This is a genomic window from Caballeronia sp. GAFFF2 (assembly GCF_023631485.1).
In the GTDB taxonomy this organism is placed as follows: domain Bacteria; phylum Pseudomonadota; class Gammaproteobacteria; order Burkholderiales; family Burkholderiaceae; genus Caballeronia.
Window position 1 is genome coordinate 1 of record NZ_JALQDA010000014.1, and the last position, 21,066, is coordinate 21,066.

A 21,066-nucleotide genomic window follows, 5' to 3' on the forward strand; every position below is an offset into this window, starting at 1 on the left:
CAATCCGTCTTTCGACAGATAAACCTTCCTCTAATACTGTGTGAGACTTGATAACTTTCGCTAAACGTCCCAACCCCGAAAGGTCAGAACCGCTCGCGCCATCAAGTGCCCACACTTATCGGCTGTTAGTTTTTAAAGAGCACATTCGCCAAGACTTCCCGCCAAGCACCAAGCATTTTGCTCAGCACCGCTTCGTCTTGCGTCGCTGCATCTGCAGCAGAGAAACGAGATTATGTACGTCGTTTCAGTTACTGTCAACAAGAATTTGAAGCTTTCTTTTCTTGCCCACCGCGCTTCGGAGCGAATACCACCTTTGTCCGCCTCGCCTACTGAAACCACCTCCCGCTTCCTTCGCGTTCATCGAATCGCGAAGGAACGGAATTTTAGTTGCGCGGCGTGCAATCCGCAAGTAGCCGAATCGAAAAAATTGACGAACGAAGATCCACCGCCCAAACGATCCACTTCAAAGCCCGTGTTCGACGTTTCGAACGTCACTCTAGCTACCATTCAGATGAGCAGTAACGGCGCCACCTAAGCGACTACAATTAAAGGTTTTCTGCCCCAACTAACTCGTATCCCTATGCGCTCGCGAATTGCAAAACGTATTCCTCCGGACGCTGACAAGCTCGTCAGTCTCTCGCTCGCGCTGTTCGCGTCGGGCAGCCGCGTCGAAGACCGCTTCTGGGAAGCGCGTCTCGATGCCCTTATCGCCAAACTCGTGCGTAACGGCAATCAAACAACGCTCGACGCTGCCTTGGATCATCTCCAACAGAATCATCCCGATGCCTACGGTGCGCTTGCCGATATGGCCGAGACGCATAGCGAGTCTTTCGCCATCGACATCGACGGCGTCGCGCACGAAGCGCTCCTGATTGCCGCGCCAGTGCTCGCCTGGACGCGCTATTCCATCCCGTCGGGTGCGCTCAAGTCCGAGACGATCGACGCCATGCGTACGCAGCTGCAGGCGCACGTGCTTGCGGCGGGTGCGCGCGTCGCATTCGCGCCGTATCTGTACAGCATCGATCAATTGCCGCGTCATCACGTGGATACGGCTCGGCTAGCCCAGCAATTGACGCAGACCGCCTTGGGCGCGGCGGCAGTCCGGCTGAATCTAGCTGATCTGCCGGAGACCTCGCCAATTCTCGCCGACCCGCGCTTCCTGTTGGCCATCGCGATTGTTCCTGCAGGCGCGGCTTTCTTCCGCTGGCAAGAAGACGAAACGGGCGGTCGTACCGAACGCGGTCAGTGCCTGGAGCAATGGATGGCGCAAGGTGGGCCAAACTTCGCTGCCATCCTGCCGGGTTGTGAGATCGAATGCCTGCTTCCAGACGCCTATTACTCAGCCTGCCGCGATGCAGACGAGCAAGTCCGCCCTCACACGGTGCGCACGGCGGTGCGTTATCTGTTCGATACGCTCGGCACCGCGCCGCAGGAATTGCGCGCAGTCATCGCGGGCTTTGGCGAGCGCCGAATCGACGAGTATCGAGTCGGCTTCACGCGCCGCGGCAGTAACGATGTGATCTACGGTGTCGTATGGCCGTTATACGGCCGCGAGAACGGCGAGCTGGACATGGAAGAGGACATCGTCGAACTGGAAGGCGCAAACGGTCCGGTTGAAGAAATCGTCGAGCTATTGAAGAAAGCTGGAGTGTCCGATGTGCGCCGCCACGCAGGCCGCTTCGAACCCGAATTTTGCGACGACTGCGGCGTGCCGCTTTACGCAGATCCGCTCGGTGAAATCGTACATGCCGAGATGCCTGAAGACGCCGAGCCTGCGCAACCTCACTTTCATTGACTGGCGTCATAAGACTAAGTGCCTAAGGCAATTAAAAAACCCCGCTTTTGCGGGGTTTTTTGTGCAATTCTGCCTATGCCGTTTGGCTAGGGGGAAAAATCGGCCGAAGTTTGTCAATATGGACCCGTGCCGACGCGCTTGTCGGCAGCAAGTCCCGACGCGCAGGCGTCGGCGTATTGATTCGAGGTATAAGCATGAAAATTACGATCATGGGTGCTGACGGCGAACGTCGTGCAGGCCTTAAAACATTGCTGCGCCGTATCGCGCGTCACGCGCAGTTCAACGAAGTAATCGACTGGCGACAGGCCGGGGTGGCCTTGAGACAAGCCAGATCCAGCCTGATTGTCGTCGACTGGGAGCCTCATCTGCGAGCGGGCGATCTGCAGACGCTGCTCGAAGAGGCACGAGGCATTCCCACCGCCGTAGTGGTCGACCGACCCACGGTCGCTCAGGTTTATATGCTGATGGGCATCGGCGCGATGGGCGTCATTCCACGCACGCTCGATCCCGTTCTCATCGTCAGGGCGCTCGACATGGTGCTCATCGGCGGTCATTGCGTGCCGCCCGATGTGATCGATCCGGCGCTGAGTCAGGAGTCGCTAATCATTCGTACGCCGCTCAGCGCGGCCATTCGGCGGCGGCTGCGTCATCTGCCCGCGCTGTCGCCACGGCAGCAGCAGATCATGCGTTGCGTACACATGGGCAGCACCAACAAGATGATCGCGAAGACGCTGGGTATCAGCGAAGGCACTGTCAAGATCCACCTTGCGAGCATCTTTCAGCAACTAGGCGCCACGAACCGCGCTGCTGCCGTTGCCATCTATAACGGCGTGCAAACCGCGCATCTCGAGATTCTTCGCAGCAGCGAATGCGAAGCGCCGGAGCGCGCAGTGCCGGGACAAGCGAACGTGGTGCCATTGCGCCGAAGACGCGCGCTGTATCCGTCACTCACGGAAAGCGACGCGTCGTCGCTGCCAATGGCCGCCCAGCCCGAGGCGACGTTCTAGCAACAAAGGACGCGTTTGGGTTCGTCGTTTGCACGCACGAATCACGCGCAACGAGTAATATGCAAGGCATGGGGTTCTTTTACACACCGCTCCCGCTTTGGCTTACCGTCGGCGGCTGGATAGTCGCCGCGGGATTGCTCGCGCTCGTACTGTTGCAGCGTCCTTTCAGCAGATTGCAGGACGCCACGCTACAGCACGTGTGGCTTGGCATCATCGTCGCGGTGACGGTGTTGTGGGCGTGCAATGCATGGTTCGACGACGGACCCGTCATCCACTTGCTGGGCGCGACCTTGATGGTCACCTTGTTCGACTGGCGGCTGGCGCTCATCGGCACGGCTGCCACCACCGGTCTCGCGGCCGTCGTGCTCGACGCATCCTGGCTCTCGGTCGCGGTCACCTATATGTTGTTCGGCGCGCTGCCTGTTGCGGTATCAACGTTCCTGCAACGGCTATCCAATGCGTGGCTGCCGCGCAATCTGTTTACGTTCATCATCGGGCACGGCTTCGTGAGTTCCGCGGCAGCGGTTGCCGCGGCATGCGGCGCGACGGTGCTCTTCGAGATGGCGCTCATCGGCGGACCGGTCACCGTGCCCGCTGCATTCATGCGCGGCTCGCTATTACTGGTTGTTGGCGAAGCGCTCTTTACCGGCCTGCTCACCATTTTGATCTCGGTGTATAAGCCAGCCTGGATCACCACTTACGACGTGCGCCGCTATCGCCTTGATCGCGGACCTCGCGTCTGAGGCATTCCGCAAGCCGAATTGCACGCGAGCAAAAACGCAATCAAAGTGCGATAAGATGGAACTCCTTCCCCGCACGCGGCATCTTACTTGCCCGTGTCTTCTTAGCACCAGACTTGATGGAAAGTAACCACGCACCGCGCCGGCTTTTGCGGCTCGTCGGCCGGTTGGCGGTATGCGCATCGATTGCATGCGCGGCAGTATCCGCCTTAGCCGACTCGCTCGACGAGCGCAACGAATTGATTCACCACTTCGTCACCGACTTCCACGCCAATCCGCTCGTCGCGGATTGCGCGGCACACGGCAACTTCATCGCCAGCACTTCGGCGGCGTTCGATCACGTAGAGTTTCCGCCTGCTGTCTTCGACCCATCGCGCTCGACCATCGAACCGTGGAACGATTCGTTCGACGAGAAGAAGCAGCGTATCAAGGTGGACAACGTCGTGACAGTCGAGGGCGAAGGCGTCTCGAAGAGCGGTGAGAGCGATGTCACGCCGCTCAAGTTTCGTTGTGGCTACGTAGGCAGTCAAATGCTCGCCTTCGGCTGGAACGATCCGGTTCCGCCACTACGCCCCCGCGCCGAACCGTCGTCCGCACGCGGCACGAAGGGCAAGCATGGCGCGAAAACAAAAGGTGCGTCTGCGGGCAAAAGCAAGAGCTCGGGCAAGTCGACGAAGAAGTCGGCCAAGAAGCACTAGCTAGCCAGCCAGGAAGCACGGCAAACAAAAAAGGCGCGGCACCTGAAGGTGTCGCGCCTTTTTGCGTCATCGGAAACGCTCTGGGATAGATCAGGCCGGATACGTCTGCAACTGCCAAAGAATCGCCTGCAACATCGCCGCACCAAGCGCCGAACTCCGCTCGCCACTCCAGCCCACACGCTCATCCGGCAAATTCGCGTTGTCCTTGAACGGCATCTCCAGCGTCAGCGAGAGACACTTGTACTCGTTGCCGATGTACTTCGACGCGAGCTTGAGCGCATCCGTCTGATACTTGCTCGACTCGTAGCCGTGCACGTCCTGAAAGTCCGGGCTTGCCTGCTTGAAGAATTCGATGAACGCCTTCTGCTCTTCCGCCTGCTTGCCGGTGAAGCCCGGCAGCATCTCCGAGCCCGCGACGAACACGTAAGGAATGGCTTCGTCGCCATGGATGTCGAAGAACATGTCGCAGCCGATATCGCGGATGGCATCACGCACCACGAGCACCTCGGGACTGCGCGCGGCATCCGGCTCCATCCATTCGCGGTTCAGGTTCGCGCCGGCCGCGTTGGTGCGCAGATTGCCGAGCACGCTGCCATCCGGATTCATGTTCGGGACGATATGAAACACCGCGCGATCCAGTACCGCGCGCGCGGTCGGGTCACCCGCCCAGTAGCCCCAGCCCGCGAGCCGCTTGACGAGGCCCTCGACGAACCATTCCGCCATCGTTTCGCCCGGATGCTGGCGCGCGATGATCCACACGTTCTTCTTGGGCTTGGCACTCATGCCATCGGCGAGACCGAGCGAAAGCAAGGACATTGGTCGGCCTTGCACCGTGCTGCCAAGTTCGGTCAACGTGGCGTGCGGCATCTGCTGCACGGCGCCAAGGAATTCCGCGTGACGCTCGTCGCTATACGGCTCGAAATACGCGTAATGGATGCGATCGAAATCGGGCGTATGGTCGATCTTCAACACGCCGCCCACGTATTCCGTCTCCACGCGAAACCAGTTCACGCGATCGTAGCTCGCCACCGCCTGATAGTCGCGCCAGCCTTCCGGAAACGCGCATTGCGCCGCATTCTCGAAGCTCATCACGAGACGCTCGCCACGCGCACCCGAGACGCGGAAATAAAACCACTGCGCGAAATCGGCGTGAGAATCCGGACGCACGCGCAAACGAATATCGGACGGGTTGGTCGCGTCGACGACTTCGATTGCGCCCGCATCGAAATGACTTGAAATTGAAATGCTCATGATGAATTCCTTGATGCAGACACTTTAATCCGCGACGCGGCGGCGAAAAATATAAGTCGTATCGTTCGATGCCTTCGCGTCGAACGCATACCCGTCACTGTCGAAGTCCTTGAGCCCTTCCGGCTCGTCGATGCGGTTCTTCACCGCATAGCGCGCCATCAAACCGCGCGCGCGTTTCGCATGAAAACTGATGATCTTGTAGCGTCCGCCCTTCCAGTCCTCGAACACGGGCGCGACCACCGGCACGTCGAGAAGCCGCGGCTTCACCGACTTGAAGTATTCCCCCGACGCACAATTCACGAGCACGCGCGCGCCGCGCTGTTTCCTGAATTGCTCGTTGAGCGCGGCCGTGATGCGCTCGCCCCAGAACGCGTAAAGATCCTTGCCGCGTGCGTTCGGAAACTTGGTGCCCATCTCAAGGCGATACGGCTGCAATAGGTCGAGTGGTCGCAAGAGCCCATAAAGCCCGGACAAAACACGCACATGATTCTGCGCGTAGTCGAGATCGGCCGAAGACAGCGTCTTCGCGGCGAAGCCTTCGTAGACATCGCCATTGAAGGCGAGCACGGCCTGCTTCGAATTGGTCTCGTCGAAACGCTTCGACCATTCGGCATAACGCTGGAAGTTGAGCGTCGCGAGCTGGTCCGAGATGCCCATCATTCCGCCGATCTGTTGCGGCGAAAGATGACGCAGACCCTTGATGAGCTCGGCGGCGTCATCGACGAACTCGGGCAGCGTGTGCTTGCGGATATGCGGCGGCGTCTCGTAGTCGAGCGATTTGGCAGGCGATAGAACGATTATCATGGAGGCTCGCCGTCAAACGAGCGGCGATCATAGGCATAAACCCCCAATTGTATCGAATGGAAAATTCCGCCGCGCTGCCCGTGCAAGCGCCCACGCCCGCCTCCGCCTTACGCGTGGTGCTCGATTCCAACGTGTGGATCGACATCCTCGTATTCGACGATCCCGCCACGCGCCCGATTCGCGCCGCGCTCGAAGCAGGCACGCTCGAAGCGCTGATCGATCCGCGGTGTCTCACCGAACTCACGCGCGTGCTCGACTATCCGCAGTTCGTGCGCTTGAACGTCGACAAGGAAGCGGCGCTTGCCATCGTCGCGCGGCTTTCGACCTTGATCGCGCCGCGCACGCAGGAAGGCGAACGGCCGCTGCCCAAGTGCCGCGACCGCGACGACCAGAAGTTCCTCGAACTCGCGCAGGCTTCTCGCGCGGACTGGCTCGTCTCGAAGGATCGCGCGGTGCTGAAGCTCGCGAAGCGCATCGCGCGGGATTTTGCGTTTCGTATCGGCGAACCCAAACCTTTCGTCACCGCATTCGAGGCACGATTCGAGGCACCGCAGGCCACGTCCGCGCACATTGCAAGCGCTGTTTAGAATAGCAACCCTACCCGTCAGCACACGTCCACGCCATGAACGCCACGCACGAACTGCCACAGACCCCGCCCGAGCTGTCCTTTCCGTCGCGTCTGCCCAATGTCGGCACGACCATCTTCACGGTGATGAGCGCGCTCGCCGCACAGAAGGGCGCGGTGAATCTCGGTCAGGGTTTCCCCGATTTCAACTGCGACCCGCGCGTCGTGGATGCCGTCGCCAACGCCATGCGCGACGGCCACAACCAATATCCGCCGATGGCGGGCGCCGCGCCCTTGCGTCAGGCCATCGCGCGCAAGATCGACCCGCTCTACGGCCGTGCCTACGACGCCGACCGCGAGATCACCGTGACCGCCGGCGCGACGCAGGCCCTGCTCACGGCGGTGCTGTGCTGCGTGCATCCGGGCGATGAAGTCATCGTCATCGAGCCGACGTACGACAGCTACGTGCCGTCCATCGAGCTCGCGGGCGGCAAGCCCGTGTTCGTCGCGCTCGAAGCGCCCGACTACGCGCTGCCCTTCGACAAGATCGCCGCCGCGATCACGCCGAAGACGCGCCTTCTGATGATCAACACGCCGCACAATCCGACCGGGCGCGTCTGGCGCGCGGCGGACATGAAGAAGCTCGAAGAGATCGTGCGCGATACCAACGTGCTGATCCTCTCCGACGAAGTCTACGAACACATGGTCTACGACGGCGCGCCGCACGAAAGCGTCTCGCGCTATCCGGAACTGGCCAAGCGCAGCTTCGTCGTGTCGAGCTTCGGCAAGACCTTCCATGTGACAGGCTGGAAAGTGGGCTACGTCGCCGCGCCCGCCGCGTTGACCGCCGAATTCCGCAAGGTGCACCAGTTCAACGTGTTCACGGTGAACACACCCATGCAGGTCGGCCTCGCGCATTATCTCGAAGACCCGAAGCCGTATCTCGAACTGCCCGCGTTCTATCAGAAGAAGCGCGACTTTTTCCGCGCGGGTCTCGCCGATTCCCGCTTCAAGCTCCTGCCTTGCGACGGCACCTATTTTCAGTGCGTCGATTATTCGGCGATCAGCGACATGCCCGAAGCCGACTTCTCGCAATGGCTCACGAGCGAGATCGGCGTCGCGGCCATTCCGGTGTCGGCGTTTTATCACGAGAGTCACGAGTCCGGCGTCGTGCGGTTCTGCTTCGCCAAGAAGGAAGAAACGCTGGCGCTCGCCTTGCAAAGGCTCTCGAAACTCTGAGCGGGGCGCGGCGAATTCAATCACGTAGAGGAGACATCCGCATCATGAGTTCGCAGGAATACGCAATCGGAACGCTTGGAATCGTCGGCAGCGGCGCGATGGGTCGCGGTATCGCGCAGATCGCGGCGCTCGCCGGACTCACCGTGCGTCTCTTCGATGCCAGTCCCGTCGCGCTTGCCGCCGCGCGCGAGTATCTGTCCGAAACGCTATCGAAGCTCGCCGCCAAGGGCAAGATCAGAGAAGCCGATGCGCACGCCGCGCTCGCCAACGTGCACGACGCACAGGACGCGAGCGAACTCGCGGATTGCGACGTCATCGTGGAAGCGATCGTCGAAAATCTCGACATCAAGCGCGAACTGTTCCGTGAACTCGAAGCCGTGGTGAGCGCGCGCTGCATTCTCGCGTCGAACACTTCGTCACTGTCGATCACCGCAATCGCGGCGGGCTGCTCGAAACCGGAACGCGTCGCGGGCTTCCACTTCTTCAATCCAGTGCCGTTGATGCGCGTGGTCGAAGTCATCGACGGACTGCGTGGCGATCCGCGCGCGGGCGATTCACTCATGGAACTCGCGCGCCGCATGGGTCACACGCCGGTGCGCGCGAAGGACATGCCGGGCTTCATCGTGAATCACGCGGGACGCGGCATGAACACCGAAGGCCTGCGCGTGGCGAGCGAAGGCGTGGCGAGTTTCGCGGACATCGACCGCATCATGCGCGAGCAGGCGGGCTTTCGCCTCGGGCCATTCGAATTGCTCGATCTCACCGCGCTGGATGTCTCGCATCCGGTGATGGAGTCGATCTATCACCAGTTCTATGAAGAGCCGCGCTTCAGGCCTTCGCCGATCACGGGCACGCGGCTCGCGGGCGGGCTGATCGGGCGCAAGACGGGCGAAGGTTTCTATCGATATGCCGATGGCAAACACATCGCGCCGCTCGAAGCCGAAGCGCCTACCCGCTTGCCCAAGCGCGTGTGGGTGAGTCGGGCGTCGCAAAGCGCTTATGAAGCGGTGCGCGCGTTGCTTCCCGCATCGGTCGAACTCGATACCGACGCAACGCCCGCTTCGGATTCCTTGATCGTGGTCACGCCGCTCGGCTTCGATGCGACCACCGCCGCCGTCGCCGAAAAGCTCGACGCCACGCGCGTCGTCGCCATCGACACACTCTTTCCCTTCGATACCGCCGCGCGCCGCACCATCATGACGACGCCCGCGACCACGCCCGCCATGCGCGACGCGGCGCACACGCTCTTCGCCGCCGATGGCGTGCCCGTCAGCGTCATCCGCGACTCGACCGGCTTCGTCGCGCAACGCGTGGTGGCAACCATCGTGAACATTGGCTGCGATATCGCGCAGCAAGGCATTGCGACGCCGTCCGACATCGACCTCGCCGTCATGCTCGGCCTCGGCTATCCGCGCGGACCGCTCGCACTCGGCGACGCGCTCGGCGCCGCGACCATCCTCACGATCTTGCAGAACATCCACGGCGTGCTCGGCGACCCACGCTACCGGCCTTCGCCCTGGCTCGCACGCCGCGCGAGGCTCGGACTTTCTCTTACCCATATCGAGGAGCTCAGATGAGCGCCGAACTGCTGACCTACCGCCCTGCCGGGAGCGACACCACGCTCGTGCTCAAGCTGTCGAATCCGGGCGCGCGCAACGCCCTGCATCCGGATATGTATGCGGCCGGCATCGAGGCGCTCAGCACGGCCGAGCGCGACACGTCGGTGCGCACCATCGTGCTGACGGGCGCGGACAACTTCTTCTGCTCGGGCGGCAACCTGAACAGGCTGCTCGAAAATCGCGCGAAGGATGAATCGGTGCAGGCCGAGAGCATCGACTTGCTGGGCGAATGGATCAGCGCGTTGCGGGCATCGACCAAGCCGATCATCGCGGCCGTGGAGGGTGCCGCGGCCGGCGCGGGATTTTCGCTTGCGCTCGCGTGCGATCTGATCGTCTCCGCCGACGACGCGCGCTTCGTCATGTCGTATGCGCGCGTCGGCCTCACGCCCGATGGCGGCGCTTCGTGGTTCCTCGCGCGCGCCTTGCCGCGCACGCTCGCCAGCGAAGTCCTGCTCGAAGCGAAGCCGATCGGCGCGGCGCGTCTGTATGAAGTGGGCGTGGTCAACCGGCTGACGAAGAAAGGCATCGCGCTCGATGCCGCCATCGCCTGGGCCGACGATCTCGGCAGCGTGTCGCCGAAAGCACTCGCACGCATCAAGTCGCTCATCAACGCGGCGGACGTGCAGCCGCTCGCCGCGCATCTCGACATGGAACGCGACAGTTTCGTCGACGCCCTGCATCACGGTGACGCGCTCGAAGGCATTACCGCGTTCCTCGAAAAGCGTCAGCCGACTTACCGCTGAGATGGCTCAATACCAGTTGCCCAAACGCCGCCGCATCTATCTGATGCGCCATGGCGACGTCACGTATTTCGACGACAGCGGCCGCGCAATCGACCCGGAAAGCGTGCCGCTCAACGAACGCGGCCGCGAGGAAGCAAGCGCGGCTGGACGCGTGTTTGCCGCGCAGAACATTCGCTTCGACCGCGTGATCGTGAGCGGCTTGCCGCGCACGCGCGAAACGGCGCAGCGCGCGCTCGCCGAAACGCATCAGCCAATCGAGCCGGAAGTTTGGCCGGAGTGGCAGGAGATACGCGGCGGGCGGCTCGCGAGTCTCACGACGCAAGATATCGAGCGCGCTTTTCTTTCCGTGTTCGATGGCGTGGTGCCCGAAGAGACGCGCTTTCTGGGCGGCGAAAGCATTGGCGAGCTGCTCGATCGCGCGCTGCCCGCCATGACGAAGCTGCGCCGCGATGCCTCATGGGACACGGTGCTGCTCGTGCTGCACGGCGGCGTGAATCGCGCGTTGCTGTCGCATGCGATCACGGCCGGCGGGCGCGCGTTCTTCGGACATCTGTCGCAGGCGACGGGCTGCATCAACGCGCTCGATGTCGGCGACAAACCCGGCGATTGGGTCGTGCATGCAATCAATCATTCGCCGCCCTCGCCGCTTCATGCCGACGTGCGTCACACGACGATGGAACTGCTGTACGCGCAGTTTCTGCGCTTCAAGGCCGACGAGATGGACTGAAGCGCGACGTCCTGGCGCACCACAAAAATATGGGAGGAGACGATGCCAGACAACGAAACCGATTTCGCAGCGTTCGAAGGAACGCGTCCGGTGCACGAGAGCCAGCGCTTCGATAGCGACGCGCTCGCCGCGTGGCTTGCCGCGCACGTCGAAGGATTCAGCGGCCCGCTCAAGCTGGAGCAGTTCGCGGGCGGCCAGTCGAACCCGACCTTCAAACTCGTCACGCCCACGCGCGCTTATGTCATGCGCTCGAAGCCCGGGCCGGCCGCGAAGCTCTTGCCATCGGCGCATGCAATCGAGCGTGAATATCGCGTGATGCATGCACTCGCCGCCACGGATGTCCCCGTCGCGCGCATGCTCGCGCTGTGCGAGGACGAGAGCGTGATCGGCCGCGCGTTCTATGTCATGGATTTTGTGGAAGGCCGCGTCTTGTGGGACCCGTCGCTGCCCGGCATGTCGGCCGACGAACGCGCCGCGATTTATGGCGAAACCAATCGCGTGATCGCCGCGCTTCATACCGTCGATGTAGCAGCGGCCGGACTCGCCACCTACGGCAAGCCTGGCAACTACTTCGAGCGGCAAATCGGACGCTGGAGCAAGCAGTACGTCGCGTCGCAAACCGAATCCATCGACGCAATGGACCGCCTGATCGAATGGTTGCCGCGGCATATTCCGCAAGTTAAGGCACGCGTGAGCATCGTGCATGGCGACTTCCGGCTCGACAACCTGATCTTTCATCCGAACGAGCCGCGCGTGCTTGCCGTGCTCGATTGGGAACTCTCCACGCTCGGCGATCCGCTCGCCGACTTCGCGTATCACTGCATGGCTTGGCATGTCGATCCATCGCAGTTTCGCGGTATCGCGGGACTCGACTGGACCGCGCTCGGCATTCCCGACGAAGCCGCCTACGTCGCACGCTATTGCGAACGCACGGGCTTTGCGATCGAAGGCGACTGGAACTTTTACCTTGCCTACAACATGTTCCGCATCGCCGCGATTCTGCAAGGCATCATGAAGCGTGTGGTCGATGGCACCGCCGCGAGCGCGCAAGCCGCCGATGCGGGCCGGCGCGCGCGGCCGATGGCCGAACTTGCCTGGCACTACGCCCAGAAAGTCGGCCACTGAAGACGGAAAAGAGGAGACGAGCGATGAATTTCGACTACACGGAGAAGGTGCACGCGCTGCGCGAGAAGCTGCTCGCCTTCTTCGACGCGCATATCTATCCGAACGAACACGCCTTCGCCGAGGAGATCGCGGCCAATCGCGCGGCGGGCAACGCATGGGTGCCGACGCGGCTGATCGAAAACCTCAAGGACCACGCACGTCGCGAAGGACTGTGGAATCTGTTTCTGCCGGCATCGGCGCGTGGCGCGGGTCTCACGAATCTCGAATACGCGCCGCTCTGCGAAATCATGGGTCGCGTACCGTGGGCGCCCGAAGTCTTCAACTGCAATGCGCCCGATACCGGCAACATGGAGACCATCGAACGCTATGGCACCGACGCGCAAAAGGCGCAGTGGCTCGAACCGCTTCTGCGCGGCGAGATTCGTTCGGCGTTTCTGATGACCGAGCCGGAAGTGGCGTCGTCGGATGCGACGAACATCCGTTGCAGCATCACGCGCGATGGCGACGATTACGTCGTCGATGGCCACAAGTGGTGGTCATCCGGTGCGGGCGATCCGCGCTGCAAGGTGTATATCGTGATGGGCAAGACCGATCCTGATGCGCCACGCCACGCGCAACAATCGATGATCCTCGTGCCTGCCGATGCAGCGGGCATCACGGTGCGTCGGCCGCTCAATGTTTTCGGCTACGACGACGCGCCGCACGGCCACATGGAGATTACGCTCGAGCAAGTGCGCGTGCCGGCCGCCAACTTATTGCTCGGCGCCGGACGCGGCTTCGAGATCGCGCAAGGGCGGCTCGGGCCGGGGCGCATTCATCATTGCATGCGGCTCATCGGTCTCGCCGAACGCGCGCTCGAACTGATGACGAAGCGCACGCTGTCGCGCGTGGCGTTCGGCAAGCCGATTGCGCGACAAGGCGTGACGCAAGAGCGCATCGCCGAGGCGCGCATCATGATCGAACAGGCGCGTCTGCTCACGCTCAAAGCTGCCTACATGATGGACACCGTCGGCAATAAGGGCGCGCGCGGCGAGATCGCGATGATCAAGGTCGTGGCGCCGAACATCGCGTGTCAGGTCATCGACTGGGCGATACAGGCGCACGGCGCGGCCGGCATCTGCGACGACTTTCCGCTCGCTTATGCGTATGCTTCGGCGCGCACGCTGCGGCTCGCGGATGGGCCGGACGAAGTGCATCGCAATGCCATCGCGAAGCTCGAGTTCGAGCGGTATTCGGAAGCGCGCGATTGAGCGAGGAAGACGGCCTAGCCGCGCCCTTTAGCTCGCTTGCGAACCCGCGTTGCGCAACCCGAACAGCGCCGCCGAATCCACCGTCAGCACCAGTTCGCCATCCTGGTTATGCGCTTCCCAGCGCGTGGCGACGATACCGCGATCCGGCTTGCTCTTCGACACGCGCTTGTCCAGCACGCGCACCGTAAGCCGCACCGAATCGTCGACGCGCACCGGCTTGATCCAGCGGATATTGTCGAGACCGGGCGAACCCATCGAGGTCGAATCGGCGAGCATGTCGCGCACGAGAATGCCCATCATCGCGGAACAGGTGTTCCAGCCGCTCGCAACGAGACCGCCGAAATGCGACGCCTTGCCCGCTTCCTCCGACAGATGGAACGGCTGCGGATCGTAACGCTTCGCGAACTCGATGATCTCATCGCGCGTGAACGTGTGGGCGGAGAGCGTCACCGCATCACCGACTTCGAAATCTTCATAGGCGTAGGTCATTCAAGCTCCTTCCAGGTCATGAAACGCGGGCTGCGACGCAAAACGCGCGAGGTGGTAGTCCACGTCGCCGAGCGTCGTCTCGATGATCGACAGCCGTTTGAACCAGTGCGCGGCGGGCATCTCGTTGGTCACGCCCATGCCGCCGTGCAACTGCACCGCCTGTTGCCCGACAAAGCGCGCCGCCTGACCGACACGCGCCTTCGCAGCGGAAATGGCCTGCGTGCGCGTGGCCGCGTCGTCGCTGGCGTAACGCGCAGCGGCAAGATACGTGATGGAGCGTGCCTGCTCGGTGCGAATCAGCATGTCCACCATGCGATGCTGCAGCACTTGAAACCGCGCGATGGGCGCACCGAACTGCTTGCGCTCCTTCGTGTAGTCGACGGTCGCGCGATCGAGCGCATCGAGCGCGCCGAGGGCTTCGGCGCAAAGCAAAAGCGTGGCGTAATCGGCGATCTTCGCGAACGTGGCCGCACCACCGTTCAAACGCGTGGCTTGCGTGTTCCTGAAGACGAGCGTCGCGGCGCGCTGACCGTCGATCGTGCGGTAGTCGGTGACATCGACGTTGGCGGCATCGCGCGGCACCAGAAAGAGCGCGACTTCATCGCCGAGACGCGCGGGCACGATCCAGTAATCGGCCTGCGCGCCGTGCTGCACGACCGATTTCCTGCCGTCGAGCGTATGGCGTTCACCTTGCTTGCTCGCCGTAGTGCGAAGATCGAAGAGATCGTAGCGCGCGTGCGGCTCGTTGAACGCCACCGCCATCCTGAGTTCGCCACGTCCGGCGCGCTCGAGCAATTCGCCCTGTTCCGCCGATGCCGCGAGCCGCAACGCTTCGATGCCGACCGCCGTCGCCCAATAAGGCTCGACGACGAGCGCGCGCCCGAGCTCTTGCATCACGACGAGCATATCGACGGGCCCACCATCGAAACCGCCTTGCGCTTCGGGAACGGGCAGCGCCAGCAAGCCGAGTTCGGCGAACGCGTTCCAGTGCCGTGCATCGACACCCGCTTGCGACATGACGATCTTCTGCCGCGCGTCGAACGAATATTCGCGGTCGAGATAGCGGCGCAGTGCATCGCGAAACTGCTGCTGTTCATCGGTTAAATCGAAGTCCATGCGCGCTCCTCAAAGGCCCAGAATCATCTGCGCGATGATGTTCTTTTGAATCTCGTTCGAGCCGCCATAGATCGACGTCTTGCGAAAGTTGAAGTAGTACGCGGCAAGCGGCGCGGCATCGTCGTCGCCGGTCTGGCTCGCGTCGCGCTCGCCTTCGAGGTACGCGGGATCGAAGCCGGCCGCTTGCGGTCCGGCCGCTTCGAACATGAGTTCGGTCAGCGCCTGCTGCACTTCCGTGCCTTTGATCTTCAGCATCGATGCTTCGGGCCCCGGACCTTTTGCATCCGACTCGCTTGCGATCACGCGCTGCACCGTCGCTTCGAGGGCCATCAGTTCTATCTCGAGCGCGGCGACTTTCGCGGCGAACAAGGGATCGTGCAAAAGCGGCTGGCCGCGGCTCGTGCGTTCGAGTGCAAGCCGCTTGAGAAAGCGCAGTTCACGCTTCGATTGCCCCACGCGCGCAATGCCCGTTCGCTCGTGCCCCAGCAAATACTTCGCATACGTCCAGCCGCGATTCTCCTCGCCGACGAGATTGGCGGCCGGCACCTTCACGTCGTCGAAAAAGACTTCGTTGACTTCGTGATCTTCGTCGAGCGTGATGATCGGCCGCACGGTGATGCCCGGCGTTTTCATATCGATCAGAAGGAACGAAATGCCCTCTTGCTTCTTGGCCTCGGGATCGGTACGCACGAGGCAGAACATCATGTCGGCATGTTGCGCGAGCGTGGTCCACGTTTTCTGACCACTGACGATGTAGTGATCGCCCTGTCGCTCGGCGCGCGTGCGCAACGAAGCGAGATCCGAACCGGAGCCGGGCTCGGAATAGCCCTGACACCACCAGTCGGAGCCATCGAGAATGCGCGGCAGATAGCGAGCCTTTTGCGCGTCGCTGCCATATTTCATGAGCACGGGCGCGACCATCGATACGCCGAATGGCAGGACCATCGGTGCGCCCGCGCGCGCGGATTCTTCGTCCCAGATATGACGCTGCGTGGCGTTCCAGCCGGGACCGCCATACTGCTTCGGCCACGCGACCGCCGACCAGCCGCGCTCGCCGAGCAGCTTGTGCCAGTTCACGAAGTCTTCGCGAGTCAGACGCTTGTGATTGAGAACCTTGTCGCGCAATGCGCGCGGCAGACTGGCTTCGAGCCAGTTACGGATGTCGGCGCGAAAGGCTTCGTCCGCAGGGGAATGATCGAGATTCATGCGCTGTGTCTCCTGTGTAGCCGACCACACGAGACACCGCTGATTTACTGCAGCGGCTCTTTCAGTGCGGCCGGAACGGGCAACGGCAATACGTCGATCCCTTCTTCCAGCAAGGCATGCGTTTCTTCGGGCGTCGTCACGCCGCGGATATTGCGCGCGGGCGCTTCATCGTAATGAATGCGCCGTGCTTCCTCGGCAAAACGATCGCCCACGTTCTCGGTCTTCTCGATCAACTCGCGCATGAACTGAAGCGCGCGCGCCTGAACGCCCGCCGCATCCGGCGATGCTTCCGCCGGTACCGCGCGGTCGTTGCGCGCCGTCGAAAGATTCAGACGCGGCGCCGATGGCATGCGGCTCACATCGGTCTCCGAACAGACCGGACATGCAACAAGCTTGCGCGACAGTTGCGATTCGAACTCTTCGGCAGAAGCGAACCAGCCTTCAAACCGATGTTCATGCGAGCACTTTAAATCGAGGACCTTCATGCTGATGGGGACTTCCGGGAAGTTTATCTCAAAACTATCGATTGTGAACGGTCGTTCGTAAAGACTGATCTTTTGATTGCTCGACCGGTGATCGATTCTAGCGGTTCGAGGGTACGGGCGCTTGGCTCACCCATAACGCGAAATGTGGCAGTCTGGCGCTGCGCCGAAAATGAACAAGCCCCAAGATCGAATGATCTTGGGGCAAGCGATACGTCTTCAGCGGTTCAACGGATGACGACTACGCCTTCGATTCTCCCAACTCCCACTCTCCCGAGCGCACCTTTTCCAGCCAGAACGCGCCGATGATCGTCTTAACATCGCTGATCGTGCCGTCCTTCACCCACTGCATGAGTTGCGCAGGTTCCGCGATAAACGTCTCGAGAAACTCGCCTTCATCGAGCCGGGCATTGCCAGCGGTGAGACCGCGCGCGAGATAGAGATCGATGAACTCGGTCGAATAGGAGATCACCGGGTGGATACGCGTCAGAAAAATCCATTCGCTCGCGGTATAGCCCGTCTCTTCCAGCAGTTCACGCTTTGCGCATGTCAGCTCGTCTTCGTTGGGATCGAGCTTGCCGGCGGGAAATTCGAGCAGCACCTTTCCCACCGGATACCGATACTGCCGTTCCAGCAAGACGCGACCATCGTCGAATTCCGGCAGGATCATCACCGCGCCCGGATGCTCGACGAATTCGCGCGTGGCGTGCTTGCCGTCGGGCAATTCCACGGTATCGCGCTTGAGCGTCAGAAATTTGCCTTCGTGAAGCGTGACGCTTTCGACCTTCTTCTCGATTAGGCCGTCGTCGTTACCGAAGTTCGCGGTGGAAGAAGCGTTATGATCTGCCATCTTGAGCCCTATGCCAAATGGCCAAAAGCCGCCGACAGCAACCAGCCGTCAGCGGCGTTTGACAAGATACTGATACGTGAAGCCCGGAAACGCGAACACCACGAAGAGACTGAAGGTAATGGCATAAAACTGCCATTCCTGATCGAAGCGGTTGCCGGCGCGCGCTTCGAGCATGAAGCCGAGCGCGCCAACCGCGAAGTAAAGAACGAGCAACTCGCCGATCCGAATCCAGACGCCCTTCTTCGCCGTCTTACTCCCATCCGCATGAAGCTTGAGCGGCATGACGGCAAAAAGGCGCTGATTCAGGAACGGCAAGTTGGCGCCGACGAGCGCCAACAGCACGATAAACCATCCCGCTGCCGACATTACAGCGGCAGCGTATGCGTGATCGCTTGCAGGCAAGCCGTCATCAGCGGGCCGGGCACGAGACCGAGCACGAGCACGGCCAGACCGTTGAACGCCAGCAAGGAGCGATTGAGGCTGCCGGCAACGATCGGCGACGCATCTTGCGGCGCGTCGAAATACATCAGCTTCACGATACGCAGGTAGTAGAACGCACCGACCAGCGATGTCAGGACGGCCAGCACGGCGAGCCACGTCAGACCGGCGTTCATCGTCGCTTCGAGCACGGCGAGCTTCGCATAGAAACCGACGGTCGGCGGAATGCCCGCAAGCGAGAACATCATGATCATCATGACGAACGCGAACACCGGGCTGCGCTGATTCAAACCCTTGAAGTCGTCGATCATCTCGGCTTCGAAGTCGCGGCGCGCAAGCAGCATGACCACGCCGAAGGTGCCAAGCGTCGTGACGAGGTAGATGATGCTGTAGAACATTGCCGAACTGTAGGCGCCCGCCGCGCCCGTTACCTTGCCGTCCACCACGCCAGCCAGCAGGCCGAGAAGCACGAAGCCCATGTTGGAGATGGCCGAGTACGCGAGCATCCGCTTGATGTTCTTCTGCACGATACCGGTGACGTTGCCGACGATCAGCGACAGCGCGGCGAGAATCACGAGCATCTCTTGCCAGTCGACCGCGAAAGGCAGCAGACCCATCACCAAGAAGCGCAAGCCCCACGCAAAGGCCGCGACCTTCGGGCCGCCGCCGGTGAGCAAGGTCATTGCGGTCGGTGCGCCTTGATAGACGTCCGGCACCCACATATGAAACGGCACCGCGCCCATCTTGAACGCCACGCCCGCCACGACGAAGATGATGCCGAACAACAGCACCGCGTCGTTGATGCGGCCCGAAGCCACCGCCTTGAAGACTTCACCCAGTTCCAGCGAGCCGGTCGCGCCATAAAGCATGGAAATGCCGTAGAGCAGGAAGCCGGAAGCGAGCGCGCCGAGGACGTAATACTTCATCGCCGATTCGTTCGCCTGCGGCGAATCCTTGCGCAGCGCGATGACCGCATACAGCGACAGCGACATCAGTTCGAGGCCGAGGTACAGCGTGAGGAAGTTGTTGCCCGAAATCATCACGCACTGGCCGAGCAGCGAAAAGAGGCCAAGCAGGAAGAAGTCGCCGCGAAACAGACCGCGGTCTTCCAGATAGCGCCGCGAATAGATGACCGACACCGCGTAGCCCAGACACACCACCGCTTTCATGGCGCTCGCGAACGGATCGACGACATACATGCGCGTGAAGAAGTAATGCGGCGTCGGGTCGAGTGCCGTGACCGCGAACCACACGCCGACCACGAGGGTCGACACGAGCGCGATCAGATACGTGACACGACGGCTTGGCACGCCGAAGATCGTGTCGTTCAACCAGGCGATGACGACTGCGGCCATCAGGACCGCGTCGGGCAACAGCACACTCATAGGGGCGTTTTGCATGATCTTTTAATTCCTCCGCACGGCGTTACTGATCCAGCGGCAGCTTGGACTGCGCGACGTGGGAGAGCAGGTTTGCCACCGATTCGTGCATGACGTCGGTGAAGGGCTTCGGATGCAGGCCCATGTACAGCGTGAACGCTGCGAGCACCACCAGCATGAACATTTCGCGCTTGTTGATGTCCTTCAGCTTCGCGACATGGTCGTTCGCCACGGCGCCGAAGTACACGCGCTTGTACATCCACAGCGTATAGGCCGCGCCGAGAATCAGCGTGAACGTGGCCAGGAAACCGATCCAGAAGTTGAACTTCACGGCGGCCAGAATCACCATGAACTCGCCGACGAAACCCGAGGTGCCCGGCAGGCCGCAGTTGGCCATGGCGAACAACATGGAGAACGCCGCGAACTTCGGCATGGTATTGACGACACCGCCGTAATCCGCGATCTGGCGCGAGTGGACGCGGTCGTACAGCACGCCGATGGAAAGGAACATCGCGCCCGAGACGAAGCCGTGCGAGATCATCTGGATGATCGCGCCTTCCACGCCAAGCTGGCTGAAGATGAAGAAGCCAAGCGTGACGAAGCCCATGTGCGCAATCGACGAATACGCCACCAGCTTCTTCATGTCCGCCTGAACGAGCGCGACGAGACCGATGTAGATCACCGCGATCAGCGACAGCGTGATGACCACGGGCGCGAGAAAGTGGCTTGCGTCCGGCGCGATGGGCAGCGAAAAGCGCAGGAAACCGTACGCGCCGAGCTTTAGCATGATCGCGGCAAGCACGACCGAGCCGCCCGTCGGTGCTTCCACGTGAGCGTCCGGCAGCCAGGTGTGGACGGGCCACATCGGCACCTTGACGGCGAACGCGAGGAAGAACGCTATGAACAGCAGCACCTGCGGCGTCATGCCGATCTTCGCGGCTTGCCACGTGGCGAGGTCGAACGTGTGCGTCTGCGTGTACAGGTACAGCAGCGCGATCAGCATCAGAAGCGAGCCGGCCAGCGTGTACAGGAAGAACTTGAACGCCGCATACACACGGTTCGGACCGCCCCACACGCCGATGATGATGTACATCGGGATGAGCGTGGCCTCGAAGAACACGTAGAACAACAGGCCGTCGGCGGTCGAGAACACGCCGATCATGATGCCCGAGAGAATCAGGAACGCGGCCAGGTACTGCGAGACGCGCTCGGTGATCACTTCCCATGCGGCGATCACCACGATCACCGTGATGAGCGCGGTCAGCACGACAAACCACATCGAGATGCCGTCCACGCCCAGGTGATACGTGATGTTGAAGCGTTCGATCCAGTTCGCCTGCTCGACGAACTGCAACGCGGCCGTCGAAGTATCGAAGCCGGTGATGAGAGGGATCGTCACGATCAGCCCGAGCACCGAGCCGATCAATGCGACCCAGCGCGCGGGCGCCGGGTTGTGGTCGTTACCTATAGCCAGGACCAGGACGCCGAATACGATCGGCAGCCAAATCGCGACACTGAGAATCGGAAAAGAGTGCATAGGGTC

The 21,066-nt window shown here is 61.7% G+C and carries 21 protein-coding genes; 11 read left to right on the forward strand and 10 right to left on the reverse strand.

The genetic code is table 11. The annotated features are described in order from the left end of the window. Nucleotides 1-580 precede the first annotated feature (580 nt). The 4 genes from NCT04_RS09010 to NCT04_RS09025 all read left to right on the forward strand — a co-directional run bounded on the left by NCT04_RS09010 (nt 581) and on the right by NCT04_RS09025 (nt 4,240). The gene (locus NCT04_RS09010; protein WP_244825444.1) at nt 581-1,795 is read left to right on the forward strand and encodes a DUF2863 family protein; all 1,215 of its coding nucleotides are present in this window, start codon (nt 581-583) and stop codon (nt 1,793-1,795) included. Between the two features lie 194 nt (nt 1,796-1,989). Continuing rightward, nucleotides 1,990-2,802 (forward strand): LuxR family transcriptional regulator, encoded by an 813-nt coding sequence (locus NCT04_RS09015; protein ID WP_250465105.1) that lies wholly within the window; start codon nt 1,990-1,992, stop codon nt 2,800-2,802. Nucleotides 2,803-2,870: 68 nt separating this feature from the next. Next, a complete protein-coding gene (locus NCT04_RS09020) occupies nt 2,871-3,545 on the forward strand; it encodes an energy-coupling factor ABC transporter permease (protein ID WP_250465107.1) in 675 nt (224 codons plus the stop codon). A 116-nt stretch (nt 3,546-3,661) separates the two neighbouring features. Continuing rightward, entirely contained in the window at nt 3,662-4,240 is a 579-nt protein-coding gene (locus NCT04_RS09025) for a BspC domain-containing protein (protein WP_250465109.1), read from the forward strand. Nucleotides 4,241-4,330: 90 nt separating this feature from the next. On the opposite strand, the gene NCT04_RS09030 is transcribed toward NCT04_RS09025, so the two are convergent. Next, nucleotides 4,331-5,491, reverse strand: a complete 1,161-nt coding sequence (locus NCT04_RS09030) for a M14 family metallopeptidase (protein ID WP_250465111.1) — start codon at nt 5,489-5,491, stop codon at nt 4,331-4,333. Between the two features lie 24 nt (nt 5,492-5,515). Continuing rightward, entirely contained in the window at nt 5,516-6,295 is a 780-nt protein-coding gene (yaaA, locus tag NCT04_RS09035) for a peroxide stress protein YaaA (protein ID WP_250465113.1), read from the reverse strand. A 56-nt stretch (nt 6,296-6,351) separates the two neighbouring features. Here yaaA and NCT04_RS09040 point away from each other — a divergent pair, with 56 nt between their 5' ends. From NCT04_RS09040 to NCT04_RS09070, 7 genes are read left to right on the forward strand one after another with little or no spacing between them, the layout of a single operon-like run. Next, nucleotides 6,352-6,882, forward strand: coding sequence for a putative toxin-antitoxin system toxin component, PIN family (locus NCT04_RS09040; protein ID WP_250465114.1), 531 nt, complete (start codon nt 6,352-6,354; stop codon nt 6,880-6,882). A gap of 35 nt (nt 6,883-6,917) precedes the next feature. Then, nucleotides 6,918-8,099, forward strand: coding sequence for a pyridoxal phosphate-dependent aminotransferase (locus NCT04_RS09045; protein ID WP_250465116.1), 1,182 nt, complete (start codon nt 6,918-6,920; stop codon nt 8,097-8,099). Between the two features lie 44 nt (nt 8,100-8,143). Next, complete coding sequence (locus tag NCT04_RS09050) at nt 8,144-9,676, forward strand: 3-hydroxyacyl-CoA dehydrogenase (RefSeq protein ID WP_250465118.1); 1,533 nt, start codon at nt 8,144-8,146, stop codon at nt 9,674-9,676. Further along, entirely contained in the window at nt 9,673-10,461 is a 789-nt protein-coding gene (locus tag NCT04_RS09055) for an oxepin-CoA hydrolase, alternative type (RefSeq protein ID WP_244825456.1), read from the forward strand. Before NCT04_RS09050 ends, NCT04_RS09055 begins: the two co-directional genes overlap by 4 nt. A 1-nt stretch (nt 10,462) precedes the next feature. After that, the gene (locus tag NCT04_RS09060; protein WP_250465120.1) at nt 10,463-11,188 is read left to right on the forward strand and encodes a histidine phosphatase family protein; all 726 of its coding nucleotides are present in this window, start codon (nt 10,463-10,465) and stop codon (nt 11,186-11,188) included. A gap of 42 nt (nt 11,189-11,230) precedes the next feature. Next, entirely contained in the window at nt 11,231-12,313 is a 1,083-nt protein-coding gene (locus NCT04_RS09065) for a phosphotransferase (protein WP_250465122.1), read from the forward strand. Nucleotides 12,314-12,336: 23 nt separating this feature from the next. After that, nucleotides 12,337-13,563 carry an acyl-CoA dehydrogenase family protein gene (locus NCT04_RS09070; RefSeq protein ID WP_250465124.1) on the forward strand — a complete coding sequence of 409 codons (1,227 nt, stop codon included), beginning with the start codon at nt 12,337-12,339 and terminating at the stop codon, nt 13,561-13,563. Nucleotides 13,564-13,590: 27 nt separating this feature from the next. Here the strand turns inward: NCT04_RS09070 and NCT04_RS09075 are convergent, their stop codons facing one another. The 8 genes from NCT04_RS09075 to NCT04_RS09110 form a co-directional block, all read right to left on the reverse strand. Next, on the reverse strand, nt 13,591-14,052 hold the full coding sequence (locus tag NCT04_RS09075; RefSeq protein ID WP_250465126.1) for a MaoC family dehydratase: 462 nt from the start codon (nt 14,050-14,052) through the stop codon (nt 13,591-13,593). Then, nucleotides 14,053-15,168, reverse strand: a complete 1,116-nt coding sequence (locus NCT04_RS09080) for an acyl-CoA dehydrogenase family protein (RefSeq protein WP_250465128.1) — start codon at nt 15,166-15,168, stop codon at nt 14,053-14,055. A 9-nt stretch (nt 15,169-15,177) separates the two neighbouring features. Then, on the reverse strand, nt 15,178-16,374 hold the full coding sequence (locus tag NCT04_RS09085) for an acyl-CoA dehydrogenase family protein (RefSeq protein WP_250465129.1): 1,197 nt from the start codon (nt 16,372-16,374) through the stop codon (nt 15,178-15,180). 44 nt (nt 16,375-16,418) lie between these two features. Further along, nucleotides 16,419-16,859 carry a DUF1178 family protein gene (locus NCT04_RS09090; protein WP_244825468.1) on the reverse strand — a complete coding sequence of 147 codons (441 nt, stop codon included), beginning with the start codon at nt 16,857-16,859 and terminating at the stop codon, nt 16,419-16,421. 238 nt (nt 16,860-17,097) lie between these two features. Next, complete coding sequence (locus tag NCT04_RS09095) at nt 17,098-17,706, reverse strand: NUDIX domain-containing protein (RefSeq protein ID WP_244825469.1); 609 nt, start codon at nt 17,704-17,706, stop codon at nt 17,098-17,100. A 48-nt stretch (nt 17,707-17,754) separates the two neighbouring features. Further along, nucleotides 17,755-18,072 (reverse strand): DUF2818 family protein, encoded by a 318-nt coding sequence (locus NCT04_RS09100; RefSeq protein WP_250465130.1) that lies wholly within the window; start codon nt 18,070-18,072, stop codon nt 17,755-17,757. Beyond that, nucleotides 18,072-19,544, reverse strand: a complete 1,473-nt coding sequence (gene nuoN / locus NCT04_RS09105; RefSeq protein WP_250465131.1) for an NADH-quinone oxidoreductase subunit NuoN — start codon at nt 19,542-19,544, stop codon at nt 18,072-18,074. The genes NCT04_RS09100 and nuoN overlap by 1 nt, the downstream gene beginning before the upstream one ends. Before the next feature lie 25 nt (nt 19,545-19,569). Further along, a complete protein-coding gene (locus tag NCT04_RS09110) occupies nt 19,570-21,060 on the reverse strand; it encodes an NADH-quinone oxidoreductase subunit M (RefSeq protein ID WP_250465132.1) in 1,491 nt (496 codons plus the stop codon). Nucleotides 21,061-21,066 lie beyond the last annotated feature (6 nt).